Here is a 20,840-nt window from a genome sequence, read left to right on the forward strand (position 1 = left end):
TGCGGCGAGGCGACTACGCGGCGTTCGGTGGATCGGTGGGCGGCTGGCCCGGTTCGAGGGACCCCGGGTCGGCCGTGGTCCAGGACATCTACAACGCCGAGAACAAGGAGCAGGCCCGCAATGCCGTCGCCATATTCGCCAAGCAGTACAACGCGAAGTACCCCAAGGCGGTCAAGAAGATCGTGGACGATGAGGACGAGCTGCTGGGGTTCTACGACTTCCCCGCCGAGCACTGGATCCACCTGCGCACCACGAATCCCATCGAGTCGACGTTCGCCACCGTGCGGCTGCGGACGAAGGTGACCAAGGGTGCCGGCAGTCGGGCCGCCGGGCTGGCGATGGTTTTCAAGCTGGTCGAGTCCGCCCAGGCCCGCTGGCGGGCTGTGAACGCACCGCACCTCGTCGCCCAGGTCCGCGCCGGGGCCCGCTTCGAACGCGGCCACCTCGTCGAACGCCCCGAGACCCTCTCGGCTTGAGCAGCCTCAGCCGATCCTCAGAAGACGCGGGGATCTCAGGCGCTCGTGCGCCTACGTATGTGCAGGTGGCCATCGCAGGGGAAGGAGGGCGGCGCCGCTGGCAGGATGGTGTCGAAGTCGTAGCGGCTCTTCTGCGCAACCCGGCACGATGCCAGGTTGTCCACCTGGTGCAGGAGTTCGAGACGCTCCAGCCCGTCGGTTTCGAAGGTCTCGAAGGCCCAGCTGGTGAGCGCCTCCAGAGCTCGGGAGGCCACTCCCCGCCCGCGAGCGTGCGCCGCGGTCCAGTAGCCCACTTCGGCCGCCGGTTTGCCGGAGGTGACTTCCTTGAGGACCACGTTGCCCACCAACTGTTCGCGAACTGAACCGGGTTGTGCCTCAAGGACGGCGAAGCCGAACCGGTCCCCCGCTGCCCAGCCCCGCTGCTGAGCCTGCACCCAGCGCGTCCCCTCGGCATCGTTATGCACGACAGAACTCGCCCACTGGCCCAGTGCGGGATCCCGGCTCACCTCGACCAATGCGGCAACGTCCTCCATGCGCCAGGGGCGAAGAACGAGCGCGGGAGAGACCGGCGACGCGGCCACCTGAAGTACGACCGGGGCACTCATCAACCGATGATATGCGGCGGCGATTTCACCCGACGCCAGCCGCGTCCGGCCCATGCCGCCTTGCGACCGCCCCGTCATTGCCGTGTCCGGACGCGCAGAGCCTGGACGGACCAATCGAACAATGGAGCCAGACTCTCCGGGGCCGGCCAGCCGTTGACCACTGCGAGCAGCTGGAGGTATCGCTCCCTGCGTGGGTCGTTCACGCTCGCCAGCCGAGTCGCCAGCCGGCGGCGAAGCTCGACGTCATTGGGGCGGCCGAGGAGGTGCGCGTAGTACGCCGTGAACTCCGCGACGATCGGATCGGCCTGGGGTGAGGCCGGGTCGATACCTGCGGTCAGGGCCGGGCCGACCTGGTCACGGACGACTGCGGCAATGTCGCGGCGCGGGCCCATCGTGTCGCTTCGAGCCTGCTCGGCTGCCTGGTCCTCGGCCATCCGCCGCACGACGGCGCGGAAACCCGGGTCCAGGGACATTTCGGCCAGCTCCACCCACGCCTGGACCTGCTCCGCCTCCGGGTTGTCGGGCAACTCGGGGGTCATCGAGCGCATGACCCCCGCGAATGCGGGGGCGGCCTCAAGACCGCCGAAGACGGCGTCGAGGAAATCGCCGATCAGACGTCTGCGTTCATCCTCGGAAAGCTGGGCCAGCCGGTGCATGAGTTCCGTCTCCTCAGGTGTGGACCCGCGCTCGGCCACCGCCGTCAGCACCGCGCGCCGCAGGCGCAGGACGCGGATCTGCACTGCCAGTGCTTCGGCGTGCGCCGCGGCGACCTCGGGAAGCGAAAGCTCGCGGTCCACGACCTTGCGGATCGTGGGAAGGTCCAGTCCCAGCTCACGCAGGGTCCGCACAAGGTCCAGGCGTGCGACGGCGTCGATGTTGTACAGGCGGTAGCCGGCCGGGCTGCGGTCCGTCGGCGCCACGATTCCGCGATCAGAGTAGAACCGGATGGTCTTGACCGTGAGACCGGTCCGGCGAGCGAGCTCGCCGATCGAGTAGAGCGTGTCGCCGTCCATGCCCCCCACCTTTGTGTCTCCCTCTACTGGAGACTCAAGTCCCTTCGCCTGCCATCAGGCACCATTCCTCATCCACAAGTCTTGACAATTCCTCCCTCCAGCCTCGGCACTGGAGGAGTACGCGACCCCTTCGTGATCCGCTCCCCCGACGGCGACAGGTTCCACCTGATCGCAACGGATCTGCGGACCTCCGGCGACGCCGAGGACCAGGTGCAGCTCACCTGGGACAGAGCCCAGCGCACCGGCATCAAGTCGATCGTGGTCTGGGGCTCCTCCGACCTGCTGAACTGGACTGGTCAGCGCCCCGTCAAGGTGTCCCCCGACACCGCCGGCAACACCTGGGCACCGAAGGCCTGCTACGCGGACGAACTCGGCGCATACGTCGTCTTCCGGGCCTCGAAGCTCTACGCGGAGGACGACCCCGATCACACGGGCACGACGTACAACAGGATGCTGTACGCCACCACCAAGGACTTCCGCACCTTCAGCGAGCCCGCCCTCTGGCACGATCCGGGGCATGCCGTGATCGACTCGGCCGTGATCAAGCACAATGGGGTGTACTACCGCTACACCAAGGACGAGCGGGACCAGACACCTTCCGTGCCCACCGCGAAGCTCATCATCGCCGAGAAGTCCCGCGAACTGGCCTCCACCACATACGACTTCGTGGCCGACTGCATCGGCGAGGGGGACATCCGCCGTGGTGAGGGCCCGGCCGTGTTCAAGTCGAACACGGAGGAGAAGTGGTACATGTTCATCGACGAGTTCGGGGGGCGCAACTACGTCCCGTTCGAGACGACCGATCTCGACTCCGGCAAGTGGACCCCCTCGACGAGCTACCGGCTGCCCCCTCAGGCCAAGCACGGTTCGGTGCTCCCCTCACTCAGGCGGAGTGCGACCGGCTGTTGAGTGCTTACGGTGGTCGAGAAAGCGATTCCTGACCACGCACGATCGGTCGCGATCCTCTCCACTGCAGGCCCGCACGCTTCGAACGAAGGAAACGAGCACCATCCATGCAGTCACTCCCCCGCAGCGCGGTACGTCTTCTCCCCGGCCCGTTCCTGGACGCACAGGCCACCGCTCTCGACTACCTGCTGTCCCTCGACACCGACCGGCTCCTCGCGCCCTTGCGGCGCGAGGCCGGTCTAGCGCCGGTCGCCGAGTCCTACGGCAACTGGGAGAACTCGGGTCTCGACGGCCACACCGTCGGGCACGCGCTGTCGGGTGCCGCCCTCATGAGCGCGGTGACGGACGATCCCCGGCCAAGAGCCATGGTCGAACGTCTGGTTCAGGGCGTCGTCGAGTGCCAGGACGCCCTGGGCACCGGCTACGTCGGGGGCATTCCCGACGGCGTCCGGCTGTGGCAGCGGGTGGCCGCGGGGCAGGTGGAGCGGGGCTCGTTCGAGCTCGGTGGTGCTTGGGTGCCGTGGTACAACCTGCACAAGCTCTTCGCCGGCCTGCTGGACGCCCACCGGCACGCCGGTTCGGACCTGGCCCTGATCGCCGTCCGACGACTTGCCGACTGGTGGGACCAGGTGGCGGCGGGGATGGACGACGACACCCACGAGGCCATGCTCCGCACGGAGTTCGGTGGGATGTGCGAAGTTCTGGCGGACCTCGCCGACGTCACCGGCACGGACCGCTACGCCGCCCTGGCACGGCGCTTCCTCGACCGGTCCCTGCTCCGCCCGTTGCGGGAGCACCGCGACGTCCTCGACGGGATGCACGCCAACACCCAGATCGCCAAGGTCGTCGGATACCAGCGGCTCGGCGAGGTCGGCGGCGACCACGGCCTGCGGGACGCCGCACGGTTCTTCTGGCAGACCATGACCCGGCACCGGACGTTCTCCTTCGGCGGCAACTCCGTGCGCGAGCACCTGCACCCCCGCGACGACTTCAGCTCCGCGCTGGAGTCGCCGGAGGGCCCCGAGACCTGCAACACCTACAACATGCTCAAGTTGAGCCGCGCGCTGTTCCTCGAACGGCCGGACGCCGAGGTGCTCGACCACTACGAGCGTGCGACGGTCAACCACATCCTTTCGTCCCTGCATCCAAAGGGCGGGCTGGTGTATTTCACACCGGTGCGACCGGGCCACTACCGCGTGGTGTCGACGCCCCACAACTGCTTCTGGTGCTGCGTCGGCACCGGGCTGGAGAACCACGCGAAGTATGGCGAGTTGGTGTACACCGCCGAGGGCGGCGACCTGTTCGTCAACCTCTTCATCGCCTCCCGACTGAGCCTGCCCGAACAGAACCTGGTGCTCGAGCAGACCGGGACGGCCCCCTACGACGACGAAGTGAGACTCGTGGTACGCGGGGCTCCCGCCACCCCTGTGGCGATCCACATACGCGTCCCCAGCTGGCACGAGGGGACGCCGCACGTCCGTATCAACGGCGCGCCACACGATGGTGGGCCGGCCCCGCTCACGACGCGCCGCGGAGCGGGCGGACACCCCCTGACATACATGCGTCTGGAACGGCCGTGGCGTGAGGGGGACACGATCACCGTGCGTCTTCGCCCGCGCATCAGCGCCGAACTGCTCCCCGACCGCTCGCCGTGGGTGTCGTTCCGCTTCGGACCCAGCGTCCTCGCGGCCGAGGGCGACCGCAACGACCTGGTCGGGCTCTTCGCCGACGACTCCCGGATGGGGCATGTCGCCGGCGGCCCGCTGCGCCCCCTGGAGCACCTGCCCGTCGTACTTACCCCGAGCAGCTCCGATCCGGCGGACGGCGTACGTCGACTCGCCCCGGACCGGCTGGCGTTCGCCCTGGAGCACGTGGACGCGCGACCGGGTGAGTCCGTCATCCTCGTCCCGTTCGCCGGCATCCACGACTCCCGCTACCACCTTTACTTCCCCCTGGCGGAACCGGACCGGCTCCACGAGCGGCGGGCGGAGCTGCGCGCAGCCGACGAGGCGGCACTCGCGCTGCACGACCGAACCGTTGACGCCGTTGCCGCCGGCCAGCAACAGCCCGAAAGCGACCACCGGTTCGAGGGGCAGGACACGTGGTCGGGCCTCACCGACGGGCTGACGTGGCGGGCCGCCACCGGATGGTGGTCCTACCGCCTGACAGACCCGGACGGCACCGCCACCGGCCTGCAGGTGACCCACCTCTCGGACCGAAGTGCCGGATCGACCCGTGTGCTGGTCGACGGCCATGTGCTGGGCACACTTACGCCCTTGTCGCATCCCGAGGGCAAGGAAATCTCCCAGGTACTCCCGCTGGACACAAACCGTCGTGCCGCGACCGCCGAGATTCGGTTCGAAGCGGTTGGCTCTGCAACCACCATCCGGCTGCGCGAAGCACGTCTGGTGCGCTGACGTGACCGCCGATCGTGGGCGGCACCGGTGGCGATCACAGTCCTGACGGCGTATGTCCTCCACAGAAGGCGCGGACCGGCCGGTGCCAACGGGCCACAGCGAAGAGATCGCGGTCGACGGCGAGGCGGAGCCGGTGACTGTCAAACTGGGTGTGTGGGTCTCGAACACAGAGCATCTGCTCGATGGCGGGCAGCGCCATGAGTTTTTGCTCCAGGGCGGGGTCGACGACCTGGGTATCACGGCCGTGAGCGCGTTTGTGGAGGGCGCGGCCGGCGCGGGCACCGAGCAGGCGCTGGAGGGTGAGCTGGGGGACGTCGGCGATGTCGCCGACGGTGTGCAGGCCGTAGTCGGCGAGGGCGGCAGCGGTTCGGGTGCCGATGCCGGGCAATTCGCGAACGGGGCGGGGGCGCAGGAACGCCTCGATCGCCTCGGAGGAGTCCTCGATGACGGTGCGTCTGCCGGGCGGGGTGAGGGCGGCAGCCATGGCAGCGAGCAGCCGGTTCGGCGCGACGGCGGCCGCGATGGAGAGCCCGTAGTACGCCAGGGCCCGCAGCTGAGTGAGTTCGGTGATGCCGCGGGCGTCGCGTTGCCTTCTCTGGGGGAGAACTGTGGCACAACGAGTCCCCGCAGAGATAGCTGCAGCTCAGCGGCAATGCGGGAGACGAAAGCGTGCTCAACAGGTGTGGTGCTATCGCTGGATCGAGCGAATGGACGGCACTATGCCGTGCGTCGCGCCGCGTGAGATCGTCGAAGACCTGTTGGTGGGCACATCAAGGGTGTTGACCAGTCAGGCACACGACGCCGCCCTGCTGAGCTCGGCCCGCAAGGTGCTCGCCCGGTAGGGGTGGGACCGGAATACGAGCGAAACGTGCCACACGCCAGCGGCCAGTACGTCACAGGCGCGAACCGGTGTCGTAGGCGGTGGCGAGGACGTCCGCCAACTCGAAGAGACGACAACGCGGACTCTGAGGTTGTTTGGGGTCCAGCCAAGGTGAGGCCAAAAGGGGCCATGGCATGATCTTGGTGTCGTGAGCGGGCCGGATCAGCGGCTTGTCTTGGCGCCACGTGACTAGCGCGCCGCAGGTCAACCGGATGCGGGCCGCAGATTGTTCATGAGCAGGCCGAGGGCGAACTCGAAGCGGTCGTGTCCGGTGCCGGAGATCAGCTCGGCGGCATGGCGTCGGGTCTGCGGGAATTTCTCGGCAGGCAGTGCGGTGAAGCGGTCCAGCAACTCCTCGTCGCTGAGCACCCATTCCTGATCCGGGTGTTGGCGCCGTCGCTGGACCAGCGACTGCTCCTGTGCGTAGGCGCTGACGTAGAGGGACAGCGCGTCGCGGGCCCATCCGGCCGTCCTCGGTTCGAGGCCGCCCGCGAGCATGATCGCCAGGATTCCTTCGCCGACCCGCAGCGTTTCCAGGTTGGTCGGCACCATGGCCAGCACGGCGCGCGAGACGCCGGGGTACTTCAGGTACAGGTCACGGATCTGCGTGTACACCCCGAGCAGTTGCTCCCGCCAGGCAGCCGGGTCCGGTTCGGGGAGTACGACCCCGACGTAGAGCCTGCCGATCAGCAGATCGTCGATGTCGTCCTTGTTGACGATGTGCGCGTACAGCGACGACGGCCCGGTGCCGAGCACGGCGGCGACCCGGCGGATGGTCAGCGCGTCGTATCCCTGGATGGCGACGACTTCCAGGGCGGCGTCGGTGATCCGTTCGACGGTGATCGGCTTCTTGCGTGGCGCCGACGCGGCGGCCTCCGCCGCGGGTTGGGCGTGGCGAGCCATGCGGCGTTGGCGGGGATCGGCGGGCATGAGGTCACTATACCTTGGCACGATCTAAGTTCGATGAGTAGAACTTAGATCGCCGTAACGAACTAAGTTCGTCTCAATGTTCCGGAGGTATGTGATGCGAGTTTCCGTGGTCGGAGCCGGTCTGGGAGGTCTGGCTCTCGCGCAGGGTCTGCGTGGTGCCGGGATCGAGGCCGACGTGTTCGAGCGCGACCCGGGGATCGTCGCCCGGTTCCAGGGCTACCGGCTCGCGCTGAACCCGATCGGTTTCCAGGCGGTGCGCGACTTGTGCGGTGGGCCACTGCCACCCGCTTCGGACACCGGTCGGCCACGCCGGTACTGCTCGGACGCCTGCAGATCACTGCACCACCTCACCACCCTGCTGCAGGACGGCATCCGCCCGGCCGGCGCGAGCCGGGCGCCGGGCGACCGCGGAGGTGTCCTGGTTCACACGGCGCATGGCCCCAACAGGGGAACATCCAGGGGTGATTGATGGTTCATCAGTATGTGACCGCGGAGGGGGCAGTGTCCCCGGGCCTCAACCACAGCCCATGGGGACGATCGTCCGGCTGAAGCCCCATGGGAGCCTTCCGCCGAGAGGCGACCGCCCTTCGCACGTCACCGCGTTACGGCCCCGGCAGGTCTCCCCCGTCCTGCCGGGGCCTTTCGCTGCCGCGGTCCTGCCTGGACCGGGTGCGCCGTTACCGGGCGAGTGTGACCGTAATCGGCTCGTTCGGGCAACGGCTGAGTGCCTCGGAGAGTGCGGCTTGTTCGGCCTGGTCGACGGCAAGCCGGTAGCGGGTCTTGTCGGCGACCCAGTCGGGGACGTACTGGCAGCGGTACGGCTCGTACGGCGACAGCCACGTACTCGGATCCTGGTCCGACTTGGACCGGTTGGAAGCGCGTGGGTTCTGAGAATCTCGGACGGCAGCGTGTGTGAACCGACGCGTGGCCGAGGCGAAGACCCTGTTCGGCAGATGGGCTCGCTGCAGTTCGGCAGGCTCCCCGCTACGGGGCGCCCGGTGCGGGTGCGGTGAAACCCAGTCGGTCGCGCAGAAAGGTCACAACGTCTGCGCGGGCTTTGAGGGCAGGGTGATCGGGAGTTTCGTGGAGTTCGTGGGTGAGGATCGCGTGGGCGCGCTGGCCGAAGCCGCCCCTGTTGCCTCGCGCGGAATCGAGCGGAATGACTAGGCGAGCTGCTGTCGCCTCGCCCGCTCCACTCCACTCCACTCCAGTGGCGGTAACAATCAACTGGTCTGATCATGGTGGGGTACTGCTCAGCAGGCGGCATCTGCGCGTCGTGCAGGGTCAGGAAACCACCAACGACTTGGAGCATCCATGACGACGAAGCCGAAGATTGGACCAACTCACGACACCGACTTTTTCAATGACATCCAGGCAGTTTTCGATAGGTATCCAGATGTCTCAAAGAACTACTCCATCGGGTATATCAGTGGGGTAGTTGAGGCCATGGGAGTTGACCTTGATCGCCAGGTTGGGGTGTCAATCGTTCGGGACGGTGAGATTGTCACCAGGTACGTCGACCGGGACAGCAATCCTGGCGAGCCACCCTTCGAGGAGGGGTGCTGCAGGTGGCGGTGGAGGAACGATGAATGGGTATGCGTCACATTCTGCCAAATGGCGCCTCCGACCTAAATCAGACACCAGGCTCTATCGGGCAAAGCCGCCGCAAGCATGCCCGATCAAGCAACGACCGCGGTGAACCGCGGGCACTTACTCTGAGCTGTTTCAGAAGCTGTGTCAGAACCGGTCATCTGTGACGTTCTGTAGCGGACGGCGAGGCAGGTGGCCAACCGGCGGGCGCGGCTGTGGTCAGGGGCGTGGACACGGAGTGAGTGAGCCCTTTCCAACCTGAGGAGGGAGCCGATCGGTAAATGTGTCGCACGTCGTTGCAGGCGCCGGGATACTTCCTCGGTGACTCTCACCGCACTGCCCCAGCCCTCCCAACTGCTGCGGCCTCGGGCCCTCGTGCCCGGAGACCTTGTCGTCGTCGCGGCGCTGTCCGGGCCGCTCGATGCCAGATACGCGCCCGATCTCGCACGGGCCGTGGCCGAGATCGAACGGATGGGATTCCGTGTGCGTCTCGCGCCGCTCCTCGAAGCTGGACGGCACCGCTGGTGGAGCGCGGCGCGGCCGCACGAGATCGCCAAGGAGTTCAACAGTCTCCTGCGTGACCCCGAGGTGCGCGCGATCGTCGCGCACGATGGTGGCCAGACAGTATTCGGATACCTCGACCTGATCGACTTCGACGCGATCAGGGCCGACCCCAAACCGATCCTCGGCTACAGCGACATCTCCCTGCTGCACCTGGTGCTCTACGCGCGCACGGGCCTGGTCGGATTCCATGCCGACCTGGCCACGCCCGGTCTCGGCGGGCACTGGCAAAGAGCATCCGCGGCCCGCCGGACGGAGCTGGGGAAGCTGTACGCGACGCTGCTGACCGACACGGAGCCGATCGGTGCGCTGCCTGCCAGTCCGTCGTGGGAATGCTGGCGTGCCGGGCGGGCCGAAGGTCCGCTGATCGGCGGAGTCATCAACCGCATCGTGCTGGCGCAGGCGACGCCTTTCGCGCTGCCGCTCGAATGCTTCGACGGCGCGGTGCTGTTCTGGGAGGAGGCGGGCGGCCAGGCATCGTACGTGTGGAGCTACCTGCAGATACTGCGGCACAGCGGCATCCTCGATCGGATCGCCGGCATGGTCGTGGGAGTTCCGGAGGCGATCGACGGGCTCGACTCACCGGACGGCTCCCCGACCCTGGCTGAGATCGTCCTCGACGTCCTCGGGGACCGCGACATACCCATCCTGGGCAACGTCGAGGTCGGGCACGCAGGCCCGAATCTGCCGATGCCGGTCGGCATCCGCGTCGCCCTCGACGCGGAGGAGCGGACGTTGTCGCTGCTCGAACCGGTAGTACGTGCTCGTGGCGACGGGACCGGTCGGTTGAGCAACGCGGATCAGTGAGGATCTTGCATCCTCAGGCTGGGGCGGTCAGCTGCAAGGTGAGGACGGCCTTGACCAGGTCGGTGATGCGGGTGGTGCTGCACCGGAGCTTGCGCAGGAGCCGCCAGGTCTTGAGGGTCGCCATGGCTTGCTCGCCGAGCGCGCGGATCTTTGCGTGAGCGCGATTGACGGCCTTCTGGCCTGCGGAGAGCTTGTCCCTGCGGCGGCGGTAGGGAACGCGAACAACATGAGCGGCGCCTTGGTACGCCTTGTCCGCCCAGCAGATGACGCCGGTCGTGCCGAGCGCGTCCAGTGGGCCGTGGGCCCGGGCAGCCCTGATGTCGTGGACCGCACCGGGCAGGGCCGGTGAGGCCCAGATCAGTTTTCCGAACGGGTCGGTGAGGACCTGGACGTTCATGCCGTGCTTCTTGTGCTTGCCTGAGTAGAACGGTCGGTCGGCGGCGACGCGATCGATGGGCAGCAGTGTGCCGTCCAGGATGACGAACGCTTTGGCGGCGGCGCTGGTCATGGCCTGCTGCAGAGTGGGAGCGAGAGCAGCCAGTACGTCCACGGCCTCGGTGACCTAGCGGTGGGCGGTAGCCAGTCCGACTTCAGAGCCAGCCGCGAGCTGGGCGAATGTGTGTCCGCAGCGTAGGTGGGCCAGGCTCATCAGGGCCTGGCGACCACAGGTCAGCCGCCGCCAGCGGGTTCCGATCCGGCGTCGTCGGGAGGCCAGTTCGCGGCGCAGCAGCCGCAGCATGGATGTGGACAGGTCCAGCCCGGACGGATAGATAACCACAGCGAGGCTCCAGGCGGAGAAAGTTGTTCCTGGTCGACAACCCGTCTACCAGGAGTTCTGTTGTTCCGTCACATCAACTGCCTTGTCCCACCGCGAGGTTGGAAAGAGCTCAGTGTTTTTGAACTCTGCCGTGATGTGCGTACGGCTGGATGATCTGGCTCGTGGCGAAGGGCAGCCAACTGCTGGAGGGCCTTGCAGCCGGCCCCTGTGACTGAACGGCCACCGCCTGCGGAGCAGGCGGCCCGGTTCAGCCTGCCAGCTGCTGGAGCCATTCGCGGAGCAGCGCCGTCTCGGTGTCTCGCAAGACGACGGTGAGCTGTCCGACCGCGGCCGCGCGGATGTCCTCGCCTTCGGGGTCGCGGGCTGTCGAAGGGCGGGAAGGACCACGGGTCGCGGCCGGCAATGTCCATCACGTCGCGCAGCATCGCCCGGGCGTGTTCGGGCAAATCTTCCAGGACGGCCAGTGCCTTCGGTGAGAGACGCACGGGCCAGGGCGTACCGCTCACCGGCGGCCATTGAGCGCGTCGGCCAGGTCGACGCCGTCGGAGTCGTCCCGGCCGGAGGCCAGGAACTCTGTCACGGCAGGCGCGGCCTCGAGGCGGGCCTGCCAGGCTCGTACGACGTCATGCAGCGAGCTGAGGCTGTAGGAGTGCCGGGAGTCCTCCAGCGCCCGCGACCAGTCCTGCTCAAACGCTGGCACCCACGTAGCGGCGCGGGTGCTGACCCGGAGTTGGGCGAGCAGCTGCGCGGCCGCGGTCGGCGCGACCGGCGCTGGCTGGACGGGCGTGTGGTCGGGCTGAGCGCTCATCGCCACCTCCAGGCAGGTCCTGCTGTCACGGTACGCGCCAGCAGCCAGCGCCCGCTAGGGAATCAGGAGCGTTCCAGGACGTACAACTCCGCCTCAACCACTCGCCCTTCAGGCCGCCTTCGCAGACACCTCGTGTGAGAGGCCGTGCCCACGGATAGGAAGCAGGGAAGGCAGCACTCCTTTGGGCTTCTGGACAGCTCACTGCAGGCGCTACCGACGAAATTCTCTGACCTGCGAAAATCCTCGGCCTACCTGAGGGCTGTCCCGTAACTGCCATCGGCAGTCCACGCGACGGTCTACGGCTGGACGCACCGCGCCGACTCCCCGTACTTCATGCCGCTGGAGTAGAGGACCCCCTGGTGATTGCGACCCATGAACTTGATGCCTTGCGTGCGCCGCTCCACATGAGTCAACCGGATGATCTGAGTGCCCAATTCTGTGGAGAGCTCTAGGAGGTCGCCGGGCTGGAGGTCCTCGGCGAGGACATCGATTGTCATGGCGGGGATGGTACGGCTTGATCACGAGATGGATCGGCGAAGGATGACTCTGAGGCGTCTGAGCAGGCACGGGCACAGTGGGATGATCTCGTTGTGGCTGGTGTGATCACGTCGTCGGAGCTGTCCTGGATAGCTCCGTTCACCGGGCTGAGTCCGCGCCAGTTCGGGAAGCTGGTGACAGGTCTGCGGCGCGAGGGTGCAGACGCAGTCCGCAGGGGTCGGCCATGGAGCCTGCCGCTGGAGGACCGGGCGCTGCTGGTCGCGGCCTACTGGCGGACGAACCTGACCATGCGCCAACTGGCCCCGCCTTCGGGGTTTCCAAGTCGGCGGCGGACCGGATCATCGATCATCTCGGGCCGATGCTCGCCCTCCAGCCCCGCAAGCGGTTCGCGAAGGGCACCGTGCTCATCGTGGACGGCACCCTGGTGCCCACCCGCGATCACACCGTGGCCGAGCAGTCGAAGAACTACCGGTACTCCACCAGCCACCAGGTCGTCGTCGACGCCGACACCCGCCTCGTCGTGGTGGTCGGCCGGCCCTTGCCCGGCAACCGCAACGACTGCAAGGCATGGGAGGAATCCGGCGCGAGGGCCGCCGTCGGCACCACGATGACCATCGCCGACGGAGGCTCTCCGGGCACTGGGCTCGTAATGCCCCACCGGCGCCGCACGGGCGAGGAGTTGCCCGGGTGGAAGCAGGCCCACAACAAGTCCCACAAACAGGTCCGCGCCCGTGTCGAGCACGTCTTCGCCCGCATGAAGACCTGGAAGATCCTCCGCGACTGCCGCCTCAAAGGCGACGGTGTCCACCACGCCATGCTCGGCATCGCACACAGGCACAACCTCGCCCTCGCCGGATAGACCGCCCGCCGCACAGCAGCCGACCATGCCCGAAGCCACTCATAGATCATTTACGGGACAACGCTTTAGATGATCTATTCCAAAAGGCGTTCTCGTCTTCACAGACACCCCTTGGACCACACCACCAGGAGGAACCAGTGTCATACCTGCAACCACTCACCCCCGAGGAGAAACTCGCCGACGCGAAGAGGCAGCTGAGCCTCCCGCGTATCGTCGTGATCTGCGGCTCCACCCGTTTCATGACCGAGATGACCGAGGCCGATCTGCGGGAGACCAAAGCCGGAAAGATTGTCGTCAAACCGGCCTGTGACATGAAGGCGCCGCACGAACTTTCGTCCAATCCTGTCGAGGCCGAGGCGCTGAAGGTTCGACTCGACGATCTGCACGGGGCGAAGATCCGGCTCGCTGATGAGGTGCTCGTAGTCGGCGACTACATCGGAGACAGCACCCGGACCGAAATCGCCTACGCCCGGTCGCTGGGCAAGCCCGTGCGGTTCACGCACCCCGAAGTCGACCCCGACGCCTGACCGCCCACCCCACACCCTCCGCAGGCACCCCCTTGAATTGATCATCTAGGGCACGGTGAAGAGGACCTTGTCCTCGTCCGCGGCGGGGTCCGCCTGCTTGAGCCTGGCCCTGATGCTGGATCCGAGCTGGAGATCCAGGCCATTGGTCGAGACGACCTTGGCCAGCACGGCGGGGTCGGCCAGGAACACTTTGCCCTCGCGCGGCCTGCCCCGCTCCGCGTCGGTGTCGATGACCGCGGCGTCGAACACCTCGCCCACGCGGTCCTTGAGCACCGCGGCCTCGGCCAGGTCCACGGTCTGCCGGTCCGCCAGGCCGCCCTTCCCCCGTGCCGTGTCGCACGGGATGCAGGACAGGGCGTCGAGCACCCAGTTCGGCGGGGCCTTGTCCGCGCACGCCATCACGCACAGCTCACCGGTGTACCGGTCGACCAGGCGACGCAGCGGAGCCGTGCAATGGGTGTACGGGGCCGCGATCGCTGCGTGCATCGTGTACGCCGGCTTCTGGTTGTCGCGGAAGACGGTGTACTCCGCCTTGAGCATCGTGCTCGTGGCCTCGGTGAGGAAGGCCATGTGCTGCTGGTTCTGGGGATCGAGCTTGCGGACCAGCGTGGCGTACGAGATGCCGGGCTGCCAGACGATGCCCAGGGCCTTCGCGATGTCGTGCAGGCGCTTGATCACGTTCTGATCGGCCTGCTCCTTCTGGGTCCGCAGGATGCCGGTACCCGTGTCGAGCATGATCTGCGCCGCGGACATCCCGGTCATGAGGGAGATCTGCTCGTTCCAGCCCTCGACCGGCAGCGTCGCCACGTAGCGCAGCCGGAACGATCCGTCCTCGACGGTGACCTCCTGGTCCGGCAGATTCACCGAGATGCCGCCGCGCGCGATTTCGACGGCCTCCCGCAGCTCGCCGATCTCGCGCAGCAGGGCGAGGGACTCCTCCGCCGTGCCGTTCTCGATGGCCTGCTGGGCGCCGGCGTAGTCGAGCTGGGCCCGACTTCGGATCATCGCCCGGCTCACGGACGAGTCGGTCAGATTGCCGTGGGCGTCGAGGTCGTGCTGCCACAACAGGGCGGGGCGGTCCTTGTTCGGCAGCAGGCTGGCTGCGCCCTCGGAGAGGACGGGCGGGTGCAGGGGCACCTTGAGGTCGGGGAAGTACAGCGTTTCGATCCTGTCGTGCGCCTCGATGTCCAGAGGGCTGCCCGCCCTGACGAAGGTCGCCACGTCCGCGATGGCGTAGTACACGCGGTAGCCGCGACCGGGCCGCCGTTCCAGGTGCATGGCCTGGTCGAGGTCCTTCGACGTCGGCGGATCGATCGTGAAGAACGGCAGGTGGGTGGCGTCCTTGTCGGGCAAGCGTGCCTCACCCGCGGCCTTGTCGGCCGCTTTGAGTACGCGCTTGGGGAAGCTCAGGGGGACCTTCAGCTCCGCGCGGAGTTCCTCCAGCGCGGTGCGCAGAGCGTCCTGGGCCTCGGCAGACATGTGCATCGGGCGGCGTTGCATGCCCCGAGCGTAGGGCGGCGGTCACGAACCGGCGCGGTGAGCGGGGCCGGGCGGCGGAGGGGACCGGGTCGACGGCGGCCGCGCGGGGAGGGGACATCGCCGGAGGGCGCGCGACGACAGCTACGGCACCTCGCCCTTGTCGGATCGCCCGAATACGCCCAGTAACGTGGTGGAACTACTGACCTTGTCGAATTAGCTTCGGGGGTTTAGCGGCAGGCCGGTTTCGGTGAGGCAGCCGTCGATGAGTTCCGGGTGGCGCTGGATGTGGGCGAGCCCTTGACGGAGGGTGGGGGCGAGGTGGTCGGGATCGGTGAATGCAGCGTTGGCCATCGGCCCTCGCCGTAACAGGGACCAGACGCCTTTGCTCCCCCTTGAAGGGCTTTCGACACTGGGCTTCGACGCCGGGCGTTTCCCCCCGACGCCGCCCCCTGACAGCTACCAGCAGCTACTGGACGCCCTGGGGCCCTTCGTGAAGGTTGGCCGCAAGGCGGTCGGCGGCGCTCGGCGCAGTGCTGGGAGGAAGGCCACAACAGGGCCGGACGCGGTAAAGGTGCGCGAGTGGGCTCTGGGCCAGGGCATCGAAGTCAGTGCCCGCGGGCGGGTGTCGCGCGACGTCATCGAGAAGTACCAGGCTGCACACTGACGATTGCCAACCAAGGCAGCCGAGGAGGCGTCAGGAGTCATGGTTCGACACTGACGCCTACTCGAAATCTATGGCTGCGATGTCTTTTCCGAGCGAGGCACGAGATCCCTGTCTGCCCGCTGAACGGCCTTGACCTCTTGGGATGTTGCCTTACGCGAGGCGATAACTTTGGTCGTACCCACCGCCGCCTCACTCCCGAAGTACGCGATGATCACCGTCATCACGATGTTGCGGAAGTCGCCCATCAACTGGTGAGCATAGGTCTGGGCACTCATCTGCTCGTTCGTCTGACTGGCATTGTCAAACGCTGGCACTGTGAGCAGGAATGCCAACATGACCAAGAATGTCAGCAAGAAGCTCGATGCAATCGCGACTCGTGCTCGGTGCGAGGCAATGTAGAATCCTCCGTAAGACAGAACGGCCACCACTGCCAGCACGAGGCCAACGACTTGGAGGGGTGGTATCGATTTCTCCCAGCCATAAGCGTTGGCAGCCCACAGAGCTCCTTGCCCGAGAGCCGCTACTACTGCGCAGGTGATGGTGGTCCACCAGACCGGAGCATTGCCCACGCTCTTCCTCACCTTGGTGACACTCTTCTTCACCTTGGTGACGAGATTCTCCATGACGTCCGGCTCCCTTCTTCAAGGGTGGTCGGCCGGGCGAAAAGGCAGTCCCCAAGCGATTGATCGGCACCCGGCCGGGCATGGCCAGTCCATGAATCCAGATTACGACTGCGAGTTGAGATGAGCGCGTCGGACGGTCGAGACTGGCCCGCAGTCCGCAGGTACCAAGGCCAGCCCGGAGCCTTGCGTTGCGGTGAACTTCACCGGAATCCACCTCGATCTTTCGCGAGGGTCCGACGGAGTCGGTGGACCCTTCGCTTTCCGGAGCTGGTGGCGGGCAGGCCGACGGCCCGCGGTGCAAGTTGCTCAGGCCGGTGACCCGGTGGCCTGGATCCCGTCCTCCGCGCGGGCCCGCAGCCGGTGCCCGAGCTCGAGCTCGGCGATCTGCCGGTCAGCAGTGTTGGTCGCGAAGCACGTGATCCGCATGCCGTCCGCGGCCGCAATCCTCAACTCGGCGCCAAGGCGAGGCCGTTCCTTTCGGAGGATTAGTCGCTTGCTCTTGGGCCAGCCACCCAGCCCACCGATCAGGCTGTCGTGCAGGACGACGCCATGGCCCGGCTTGTTGCACGGGTAGATCGGTGCGAGCAGCTGGCCGGCGGGGACGTGTTTGTCGTGGCAACGCAGTAACGGTAGAGGGCTACACACGGGCCTGCTGAGGATTCTTCCGCATGACGAGTCGTCAGATCTGGACTGCCGGCTCTCCGAGTGGCAACACAGCTCTACCAGTGTTTGCATGGAGTTGCAGCCCAGAAGGGCGACCGCCAGGTGAGCGTCGGCGCCACCGCCGGGCCCTCTGCGTCAAGCCTTCCCACTTAACGCCCCTGTCCGGTCCGCCCTTCGCCGCGCACCGGGATGGAATGGAGCTTCCCGTGGGCACCTACTTCAAGGACAATCCCGAATGCCGGTTCGAGATCCTGTTCGTCGGACCGATGGGACTACGGCCCTATACCGAAAGGGTGCTGCCACCGCCGCAGGCCACGGCGGAGCTGTACATCGACATCCTAGCGCCGGATTCCTATCGGACCGTGGAATTCGAGGACATCATACTCGTCCTCGAGATCGTTGATCACAAGGCGCGTGACAACGACCTGTGGGGAAATCCCGACGGCGCGTCGTGGGACGACGAATCAACCCCCGGAGCGCCAACGTCCCGCCTGCGGCTAAGGACGAAGGAGGGCCGCCTCAACTCCGGTTTCCTGAACGGGCTTTCGCACTACGTCGGCATACACGGGCTGCTCGACGGAGTGCCGCTGGCAATGAGCACGTTCGTGACGGCGAACCGGGTTCTCGCCACCACGTCCACTTGCCAGATCCAGATCCAGGATCTTCACATGGGTGAACGAATTACTGGATACCTGGGCTAGCAGTTACAGCAGTATACGCACTTGGCGTATCACATACCCGGAATGGCCTATGCGGCACTCTCGGCGACTGTAGGTGCAACTCCTGGTCGAAAGTAACACATGTTCGGAGCCCAGAGGAGGAATAAACATGACCACGACCGAGAACAGTCCAATCGTTGACCAAGTCGTTGCAGCACCAACTTACCTGGCGGATATCCGCTTCTTCTTCCGCCCCGAAGATGTGGAACACATGGCTGCAATGGGAATCGATCTCGGCTCCTACGACGGGGTGAAGAGAAACGCGCTCGCGATCTACGCACAGACCTCTCCGCCGAACTCGCACATGCCCCCGGACGCGGAGGGGAAATGGAGTGCCGAGCGCTCGCAGACTTTCCGGAACTGGGTCCTCAACGGTTTTCCCCTCGGTACGGCGACACCGGTCGAGCCACCGCCGATCGTGACGCCCCCGACCCGGCTCCGCAAGGACGTCACGACGTTGAGCGATGCCGAGTTCGAGCTGCTGAAGACGGCGTTCACGGGCGTGATGGCACGCAACCCGGGGGCTCCGGACAGCTACTTCGCCATGGCCGGGCAGCACGGCCTCCCGGAGAAATGGTGCTTGCACCACGAAAACCGCTTCAACCCCTGGCACCGCCAGTACCTGCGCATCTTCGAGGACGCGCTGCGCTCCGTCCCGGGTTGTGAGGAGGTGACCCTCCCCTACTGGGACATCGCGACCGAGCTGCCGGACCGGCTGCAGCATCCGCCCTTCGACGAGTACGTCCTGCCTACCGATCCCGGCGCCATCGCGACGCCGCCCAGGACCGGATTCTTCCCGTACACGACAGAACGCTCCTTGCCCGCCGACATCACCCAGAACGTGCAGGACTTCGGAGTCCTGGACGACATCGCCACCTCGTTGACGCAGTCACTGTGGGGGGCGTCCGATGTGAACGGCTACCAGGACTTCTCGATCCAGGCCCACGACGGTGGCCACGGATCGATCGGGCCGACGATGGTCAACCAGTTCGTCGCGTCCTTCGATCCGGTGTTCTGGTTCTTCCACGCCAACATTGACCGCCTCTGGCTGAGCTGGCAGACCCGCGTCGGCGCGACCACGCTCGCGCGATTCCGAACCACACTGGGGCAGGACCCCGACTGGCCCACGGATCCGCTGAACGGCGCACTGCCGCCGTTCAGCGCGACCGCCGACCAGACGATCCAAACCGACGTCTCGTACGATCGCCTGGACGTCGTCAGCCCTGCGGAGGGCGCGATGGAGAACCTGACCGGAAACATCGAGGTGGGCCGCACCTTCGCGTTCCGGAGCGCCAGCCCTGTCTCGGTGCGGGTGAAGGGGATCGACCGGCTGAACATCCCGGGTTCGTTCGTCGTGAGTCTGCTCGCCGACGGCGAGCCGATCGCGAAGCGCTTCTTCTTCCAACCGGACGATCCGCGGCGCTGTGAGACGTGCGCGCAGCACGGCACCGTCAACATCGACTTCCGGATGGCACACGAGCAACTCGTAGACCGGACGCTGTCCGTCCGTATCGACGTGCCGGGGCGCTCCGAGGAAATCGGCACGGCCTTCCCGCTCGCACAGGCAGGCAGTCCCACCATCAACGCGCGGTTGCTGGTGCAGGAGGCATGACCATCGGGACGTCATACGGGCGTAGGAGGAAAGCTCACTCATTCGGCAGTTGAGACACCCTCACGCACGGCATGCGCCCTTGTTAGGGAGAGGCGAAAATGGACGAAGTAGATCTCACCGGGACGTACACGTACCGGAGTTTCCTGGACCGGCCGGAGCCCGTCGATGACTTCAACAAGCTTTGGTTCGCGCAGCTGGAGCTCAGGCTCACGGCCAAACCGGACGGCGCCGTCAGCGGTGAGCTGGTCTTCTCGGAGGAACCGGAAGAAGGCACCGTCGCCATGGATATGGTCGGCCGGGTATCGGGTTCGTCCCCCTTCGTGTTCACCCTGACCGGCAAGGGCCAGCCGGGTAGCCCCATCGCGGACTTCCACTACGAGTACGACGGCATCGTCCTGCGTCACTGGGAGTTCGGCATCGGCCAGCGGATGACCCTCGCAGGGACGGTACTACGCGCCGAGGATCACGGGAGCGGTCCCACCCTGGCCAAGGCCGGACAGACGGCCAGCTTTCTGGCGGTGAAGCGCCAGGCTTGATGCGGCAAGGCGTTCGGGAGCGCCCACTCCGTCGATGGCGAGGATGCCGCGGCGCTCGATCCTGAGCTGCGGTCAGTGCAGCACCAGTACGGCCGTCATGGTGATGATGGCAGCCGACCCCAGCGCCAGTAGTACGGTCGGACCTGCCAACTCCCCGCTCAACCGTTGGCGTTGGGCCAGCAATAGAGCCGTGCTCGCACCCCGCAGCAGCACCCCCGCGACCGTTGCGAGCAGCAGCACATGCACCCACTCCGGAACCGGAGCCGTCTCGGTGATCCAGCCGCCTACCAGCGGGCTCAGGCAGACGGCGATCAGCCACGGGGCCAGGCGCCGTCTGCCTCCTGCGTCGAGGACCGCCGTCAACGCGAGTCCTTCACTGACGGAGTGCACGACCAGCGCGGCCACTACGGGAGCCGATGCCAGCAGGACGACCGTCATGCCCTCCACCAACCGGTGCAGCACGAGAGCCACCGCTGTCCCGGCACTCACAAGACGTCTCGACTCACCCCGCCTGCGCATGAGGCGCCCCACCGAGGCAAGTGCGAAGGCCATCAGCACGGTGCCCAGGACCACCCAGCCGGATAGATCCGCCTCGTTCGCCTCGTGAAGCGCATGAGGCACGATGTCGATCCCGGCCACTGCCAGCAGCACGCCCGACGCGGCTCCGAGCAGCACCGTGGAGTGACGCGACCAATGCCGCCCCGACCAAGCCCCGAGCAACGTTCCCGCCACGATCAGCACCAGCCCCAAGTACTGCCCCAGGTCGAACGCTCCCCATGACAGGGCGAACTGCGCCCCTCCCTCGACAACCGCACCACCGACCACCGTTCGCCTTTCATGAAGCAAGGGCACAAGGAGGCCCCGGAGCCCTGTGAGGAAGAGTTGAAAC

General features: G+C 66.6%; 19 protein-coding genes and 6 pseudogenes. 13 read left to right on the forward strand and 12 right to left on the reverse strand.

Going from position 1 to position 20,840, the window contains the following annotated elements; genetic code table 11:
• Positions 1–47 precede the first annotated feature (47 nt).
• A pseudogene (locus tag ACYUED_RS00085) lies at positions 48–476 on the forward strand (transposase); the annotation flags it as partial.
• Positions 477–511: 35 nt separating this feature from the next.
• Here ACYUED_RS00085 and ACYUED_RS00090 read toward each other — a convergent pair.
• Positions 512–1,081: a GNAT family N-acetyltransferase gene (locus ACYUED_RS00090; RefSeq protein WP_491290281.1), complete on the reverse strand. Its 570-nt coding sequence runs from the start codon at positions 1,079–1,081 to the stop codon at positions 512–514.
• Between the two features lie 74 nt (positions 1,082–1,155).
• The gene (locus ACYUED_RS00095) at positions 1,156–2,094 is read right to left on the reverse strand and encodes a MerR family transcriptional regulator (protein ID WP_491290282.1); all 939 of its coding nucleotides are present in this window, start codon (positions 2,092–2,094) and stop codon (positions 1,156–1,158) included.
• Positions 2,095–2,190: 96 nt separating this feature from the next.
• On the opposite strand from ACYUED_RS00095, the pseudogene ACYUED_RS00100 reads away from it, so the two are divergent.
• Together ACYUED_RS00100 and ACYUED_RS00105 are read left to right on the forward strand one after the other, a co-directional pair.
• Positions 2,191–3,011, forward strand: a pseudogene (locus tag ACYUED_RS00100) (glycoside hydrolase family 43 protein); the annotation flags it as partial.
• Between the two features lie 96 nt (positions 3,012–3,107).
• Positions 3,108–5,417, forward strand: a complete 2,310-nt coding sequence (locus ACYUED_RS00105; protein ID WP_491290283.1) for a beta-L-arabinofuranosidase domain-containing protein — start codon at positions 3,108–3,110, stop codon at positions 5,415–5,417.
• 34 nt (positions 5,418–5,451) lie between these two features.
• Here the strand turns inward: ACYUED_RS00105 and ACYUED_RS00110 are convergent, their stop codons facing one another.
• A complete protein-coding gene (locus tag ACYUED_RS00110; RefSeq protein WP_491290284.1) occupies positions 5,452–5,901 on the reverse strand; it encodes a DNA polymerase thumb domain-containing protein in 450 nt (149 codons plus the stop codon).
• A 235-nt stretch (positions 5,902–6,136) separates the two neighbouring features.
• Between ACYUED_RS00110 and ACYUED_RS00115 the strand changes: the two genes are divergently transcribed.
• On the forward strand, positions 6,137–6,259 hold the full coding sequence (locus tag ACYUED_RS00115; RefSeq protein WP_491290285.1) for a hypothetical protein: 123 nt from the start codon (positions 6,137–6,139) through the stop codon (positions 6,257–6,259).
• A gap of 242 nt (positions 6,260–6,501) precedes the next feature.
• Here the strand turns inward: ACYUED_RS00115 and ACYUED_RS00120 are convergent, their stop codons facing one another.
• Positions 6,502–7,227 (reverse strand): TetR/AcrR family transcriptional regulator, encoded by a 726-nt coding sequence (locus tag ACYUED_RS00120; RefSeq protein WP_491290286.1) that lies wholly within the window; start codon positions 7,225–7,227, stop codon positions 6,502–6,504.
• A gap of 94 nt (positions 7,228–7,321) precedes the next feature.
• Here ACYUED_RS00120 and ACYUED_RS00125 point away from each other — a divergent pair, with 94 nt between their 5' ends.
• From ACYUED_RS00125 to ACYUED_RS00135, 3 genes are all read left to right on the forward strand, one after another.
• Positions 7,322–7,696 carry an NAD(P)-binding protein gene (locus ACYUED_RS00125; protein WP_491290287.1) on the forward strand — a complete coding sequence of 125 codons (375 nt, stop codon included), beginning with the start codon at positions 7,322–7,324 and terminating at the stop codon, positions 7,694–7,696.
• An 845-nt stretch (positions 7,697–8,541) separates the two neighbouring features.
• Positions 8,542–8,859, forward strand: coding sequence for a hypothetical protein (locus ACYUED_RS00130; RefSeq protein WP_491290288.1), 318 nt, complete (start codon positions 8,542–8,544; stop codon positions 8,857–8,859).
• Positions 8,860–9,138: 279 nt separating this feature from the next.
• On the forward strand, positions 9,139–10,185 hold the full coding sequence (locus ACYUED_RS00135) for a S66 peptidase family protein (RefSeq protein WP_491290289.1): 1,047 nt from the start codon (positions 9,139–9,141) through the stop codon (positions 10,183–10,185).
• Positions 10,186–10,198: 13 nt separating this feature from the next.
• Here ACYUED_RS00135 and ACYUED_RS00140 read toward each other — a convergent pair.
• From ACYUED_RS00140 to ACYUED_RS00150, 3 genes and pseudogenes are all read right to left on the reverse strand, one after another.
• A pseudogene (locus ACYUED_RS00140) lies at positions 10,199–10,963 on the reverse strand (transposase family protein).
• Between the two features lie 502 nt (positions 10,964–11,465).
• Positions 11,466–11,771: a DUF6247 family protein gene (locus ACYUED_RS00145; RefSeq protein WP_491290290.1), complete on the reverse strand. Its 306-nt coding sequence runs from the start codon at positions 11,769–11,771 to the stop codon at positions 11,466–11,468.
• Between the two features lie 296 nt (positions 11,772–12,067).
• Entirely contained in the window at positions 12,068–12,268 is a 201-nt protein-coding gene (locus tag ACYUED_RS00150; protein ID WP_491290291.1) for a hypothetical protein, read from the reverse strand.
• A gap of 93 nt (positions 12,269–12,361) precedes the next feature.
• Between ACYUED_RS00150 and ACYUED_RS00155 the strand changes: the two are divergent.
• A pseudogene (locus ACYUED_RS00155) lies at positions 12,362–13,128 on the forward strand (transposase).
• 137 nt (positions 13,129–13,265) lie between these two features.
• Positions 13,266–13,655, forward strand: coding sequence for a hypothetical protein (locus ACYUED_RS00160; protein ID WP_491290292.1), 390 nt, complete (start codon positions 13,266–13,268; stop codon positions 13,653–13,655).
• Between the two features lie 45 nt (positions 13,656–13,700).
• On the opposite strand, the gene ACYUED_RS00165 is transcribed toward ACYUED_RS00160, so the two are convergent.
• On the reverse strand, positions 13,701–15,155 hold the full coding sequence (locus ACYUED_RS00165; protein ID WP_491290293.1) for an RNB domain-containing ribonuclease: 1,455 nt from the start codon (positions 15,153–15,155) through the stop codon (positions 13,701–13,703).
• Positions 15,156–15,347: 192 nt separating this feature from the next.
• Positions 15,348–15,518 (reverse strand): annotated as a pseudogene (locus ACYUED_RS00170) (IS630 family transposase); the annotation flags it as partial.
• A gap of 106 nt (positions 15,519–15,624) precedes the next feature.
• On the opposite strand from ACYUED_RS00170, the gene ACYUED_RS00175 reads away from it, so the two are divergent.
• The gene (locus tag ACYUED_RS00175; RefSeq protein WP_491294753.1) at positions 15,625–15,798 is read left to right on the forward strand and encodes an Lsr2 family DNA-binding protein; all 174 of its coding nucleotides are present in this window, start codon (positions 15,625–15,627) and stop codon (positions 15,796–15,798) included.
• Positions 15,799–15,866: 68 nt separating this feature from the next.
• Here the strand turns inward: ACYUED_RS00175 and ACYUED_RS00180 are convergent, their stop codons facing one another.
• Both ACYUED_RS00180 and ACYUED_RS00185 read right to left on the reverse strand, forming a co-directional pair.
• Positions 15,867–16,421, reverse strand: a complete 555-nt coding sequence (locus ACYUED_RS00180) for a hypothetical protein (protein ID WP_491294855.1) — start codon at positions 16,419–16,421, stop codon at positions 15,867–15,869.
• A 298-nt stretch (positions 16,422–16,719) separates the two neighbouring features.
• Positions 16,720–16,937 (reverse strand): annotated as a pseudogene (locus tag ACYUED_RS00185) (IS1380 family transposase); the annotation flags it as partial.
• Positions 16,938–17,290: 353 nt separating this feature from the next.
• Between ACYUED_RS00185 and ACYUED_RS00190 the strand changes: the two are divergent.
• The 3 genes from ACYUED_RS00190 to ACYUED_RS00200 all read left to right on the forward strand — a co-directional run bounded on the left by ACYUED_RS00190 (position 17,291) and on the right by ACYUED_RS00200 (position 19,951).
• On the forward strand, positions 17,291–17,785 hold the full coding sequence (locus ACYUED_RS00190; protein WP_491290294.1) for a hypothetical protein: 495 nt from the start codon (positions 17,291–17,293) through the stop codon (positions 17,783–17,785).
• Positions 17,786–17,912: 127 nt separating this feature from the next.
• Positions 17,913–19,415 (forward strand): tyrosinase family protein, encoded by a 1,503-nt coding sequence (locus ACYUED_RS00195; protein ID WP_491290295.1) that lies wholly within the window; start codon positions 17,913–17,915, stop codon positions 19,413–19,415.
• 98 nt (positions 19,416–19,513) lie between these two features.
• Positions 19,514–19,951, forward strand: coding sequence for a hypothetical protein (locus ACYUED_RS00200; protein WP_491290296.1), 438 nt, complete (start codon positions 19,514–19,516; stop codon positions 19,949–19,951).
• Between the two features lie 72 nt (positions 19,952–20,023).
• Here ACYUED_RS00200 and ACYUED_RS00205 read toward each other — a convergent pair whose 3' ends face one another.
• Positions 20,024–20,776 (reverse strand): ZIP family metal transporter, encoded by a 753-nt coding sequence (locus tag ACYUED_RS00205; RefSeq protein WP_491290297.1) that lies wholly within the window; start codon positions 20,774–20,776, stop codon positions 20,024–20,026.
• Positions 20,777–20,840 lie beyond the last annotated feature (64 nt).

The sequence above is a fragment of the Streptomyces sp. DF42 genome (assembly GCF_058267695.1).

Coding starts and splice junctions, on each gene's coding strand:
- ACYUED_RS00200 (WP_491290296.1), top strand. CDS start 19,514: ATGGACGAAGTAGATCTCACCGGGACGTACACGTACCGGAGTTTCCTG.
- ACYUED_RS00130 (WP_491290288.1), top strand. CDS start 8,542: ATGACGACGAAGCCGAAGATTGGACCAACTCACGACACCGACTTTTTC.
- ACYUED_RS00125 (WP_491290287.1), top strand. CDS start 7,322: ATGCGAGTTTCCGTGGTCGGAGCCGGTCTGGGAGGTCTGGCTCTCGCG.
- ACYUED_RS00165 (WP_491290293.1), bottom strand. CDS start 15,155: ATGCAACGCCGCCCGATGCACATGTCTGCCGAGGCCCAGGACGCTCTG.
- ACYUED_RS00095 (WP_491290282.1), bottom strand. CDS start 2,094: ATGGACGGCGACACGCTCTACTCGATCGGCGAGCTCGCTCGCCGGACC.
- ACYUED_RS00145 (WP_491290290.1), bottom strand. CDS start 11,771: ATGAGCGCTCAGCCCGACCACACGCCCGTCCAGCCAGCGCCGGTCGCG.
- ACYUED_RS00115 (WP_491290285.1), top strand. CDS start 6,137: ATGCCGTGCGTCGCGCCGCGTGAGATCGTCGAAGACCTGTTGGTGGGC.
- ACYUED_RS00195 (WP_491290295.1), top strand. CDS start 17,913: ATGACCACGACCGAGAACAGTCCAATCGTTGACCAAGTCGTTGCAGCA.
- ACYUED_RS00180 (WP_491294855.1), bottom strand. CDS start 16,421: ATGGAGAATCTCGTCACCAAGGTGAAGAAGAGTGTCACCAAGGTGAGG.
- ACYUED_RS00150 (WP_491290291.1), bottom strand. CDS start 12,268: ATGACAATCGATGTCCTCGCCGAGGACCTCCAGCCCGGCGACCTCCTA.
- ACYUED_RS00105 (WP_491290283.1), top strand. CDS start 3,108: ATGCAGTCACTCCCCCGCAGCGCGGTACGTCTTCTCCCCGGCCCGTTC.
- ACYUED_RS00120 (WP_491290286.1), bottom strand. CDS start 7,227: ATGCCCGCCGATCCCCGCCAACGCCGCATGGCTCGCCACGCCCAACCC.
- ACYUED_RS00110 (WP_491290284.1), bottom strand. CDS start 5,901: ATGGCTGCCGCCCTCACCCCGCCCGGCAGACGCACCGTCATCGAGGAC.
- ACYUED_RS00090 (WP_491290281.1), bottom strand. CDS start 1,081: ATGAGTGCCCCGGTCGTACTTCAGGTGGCCGCGTCGCCGGTCTCTCCC.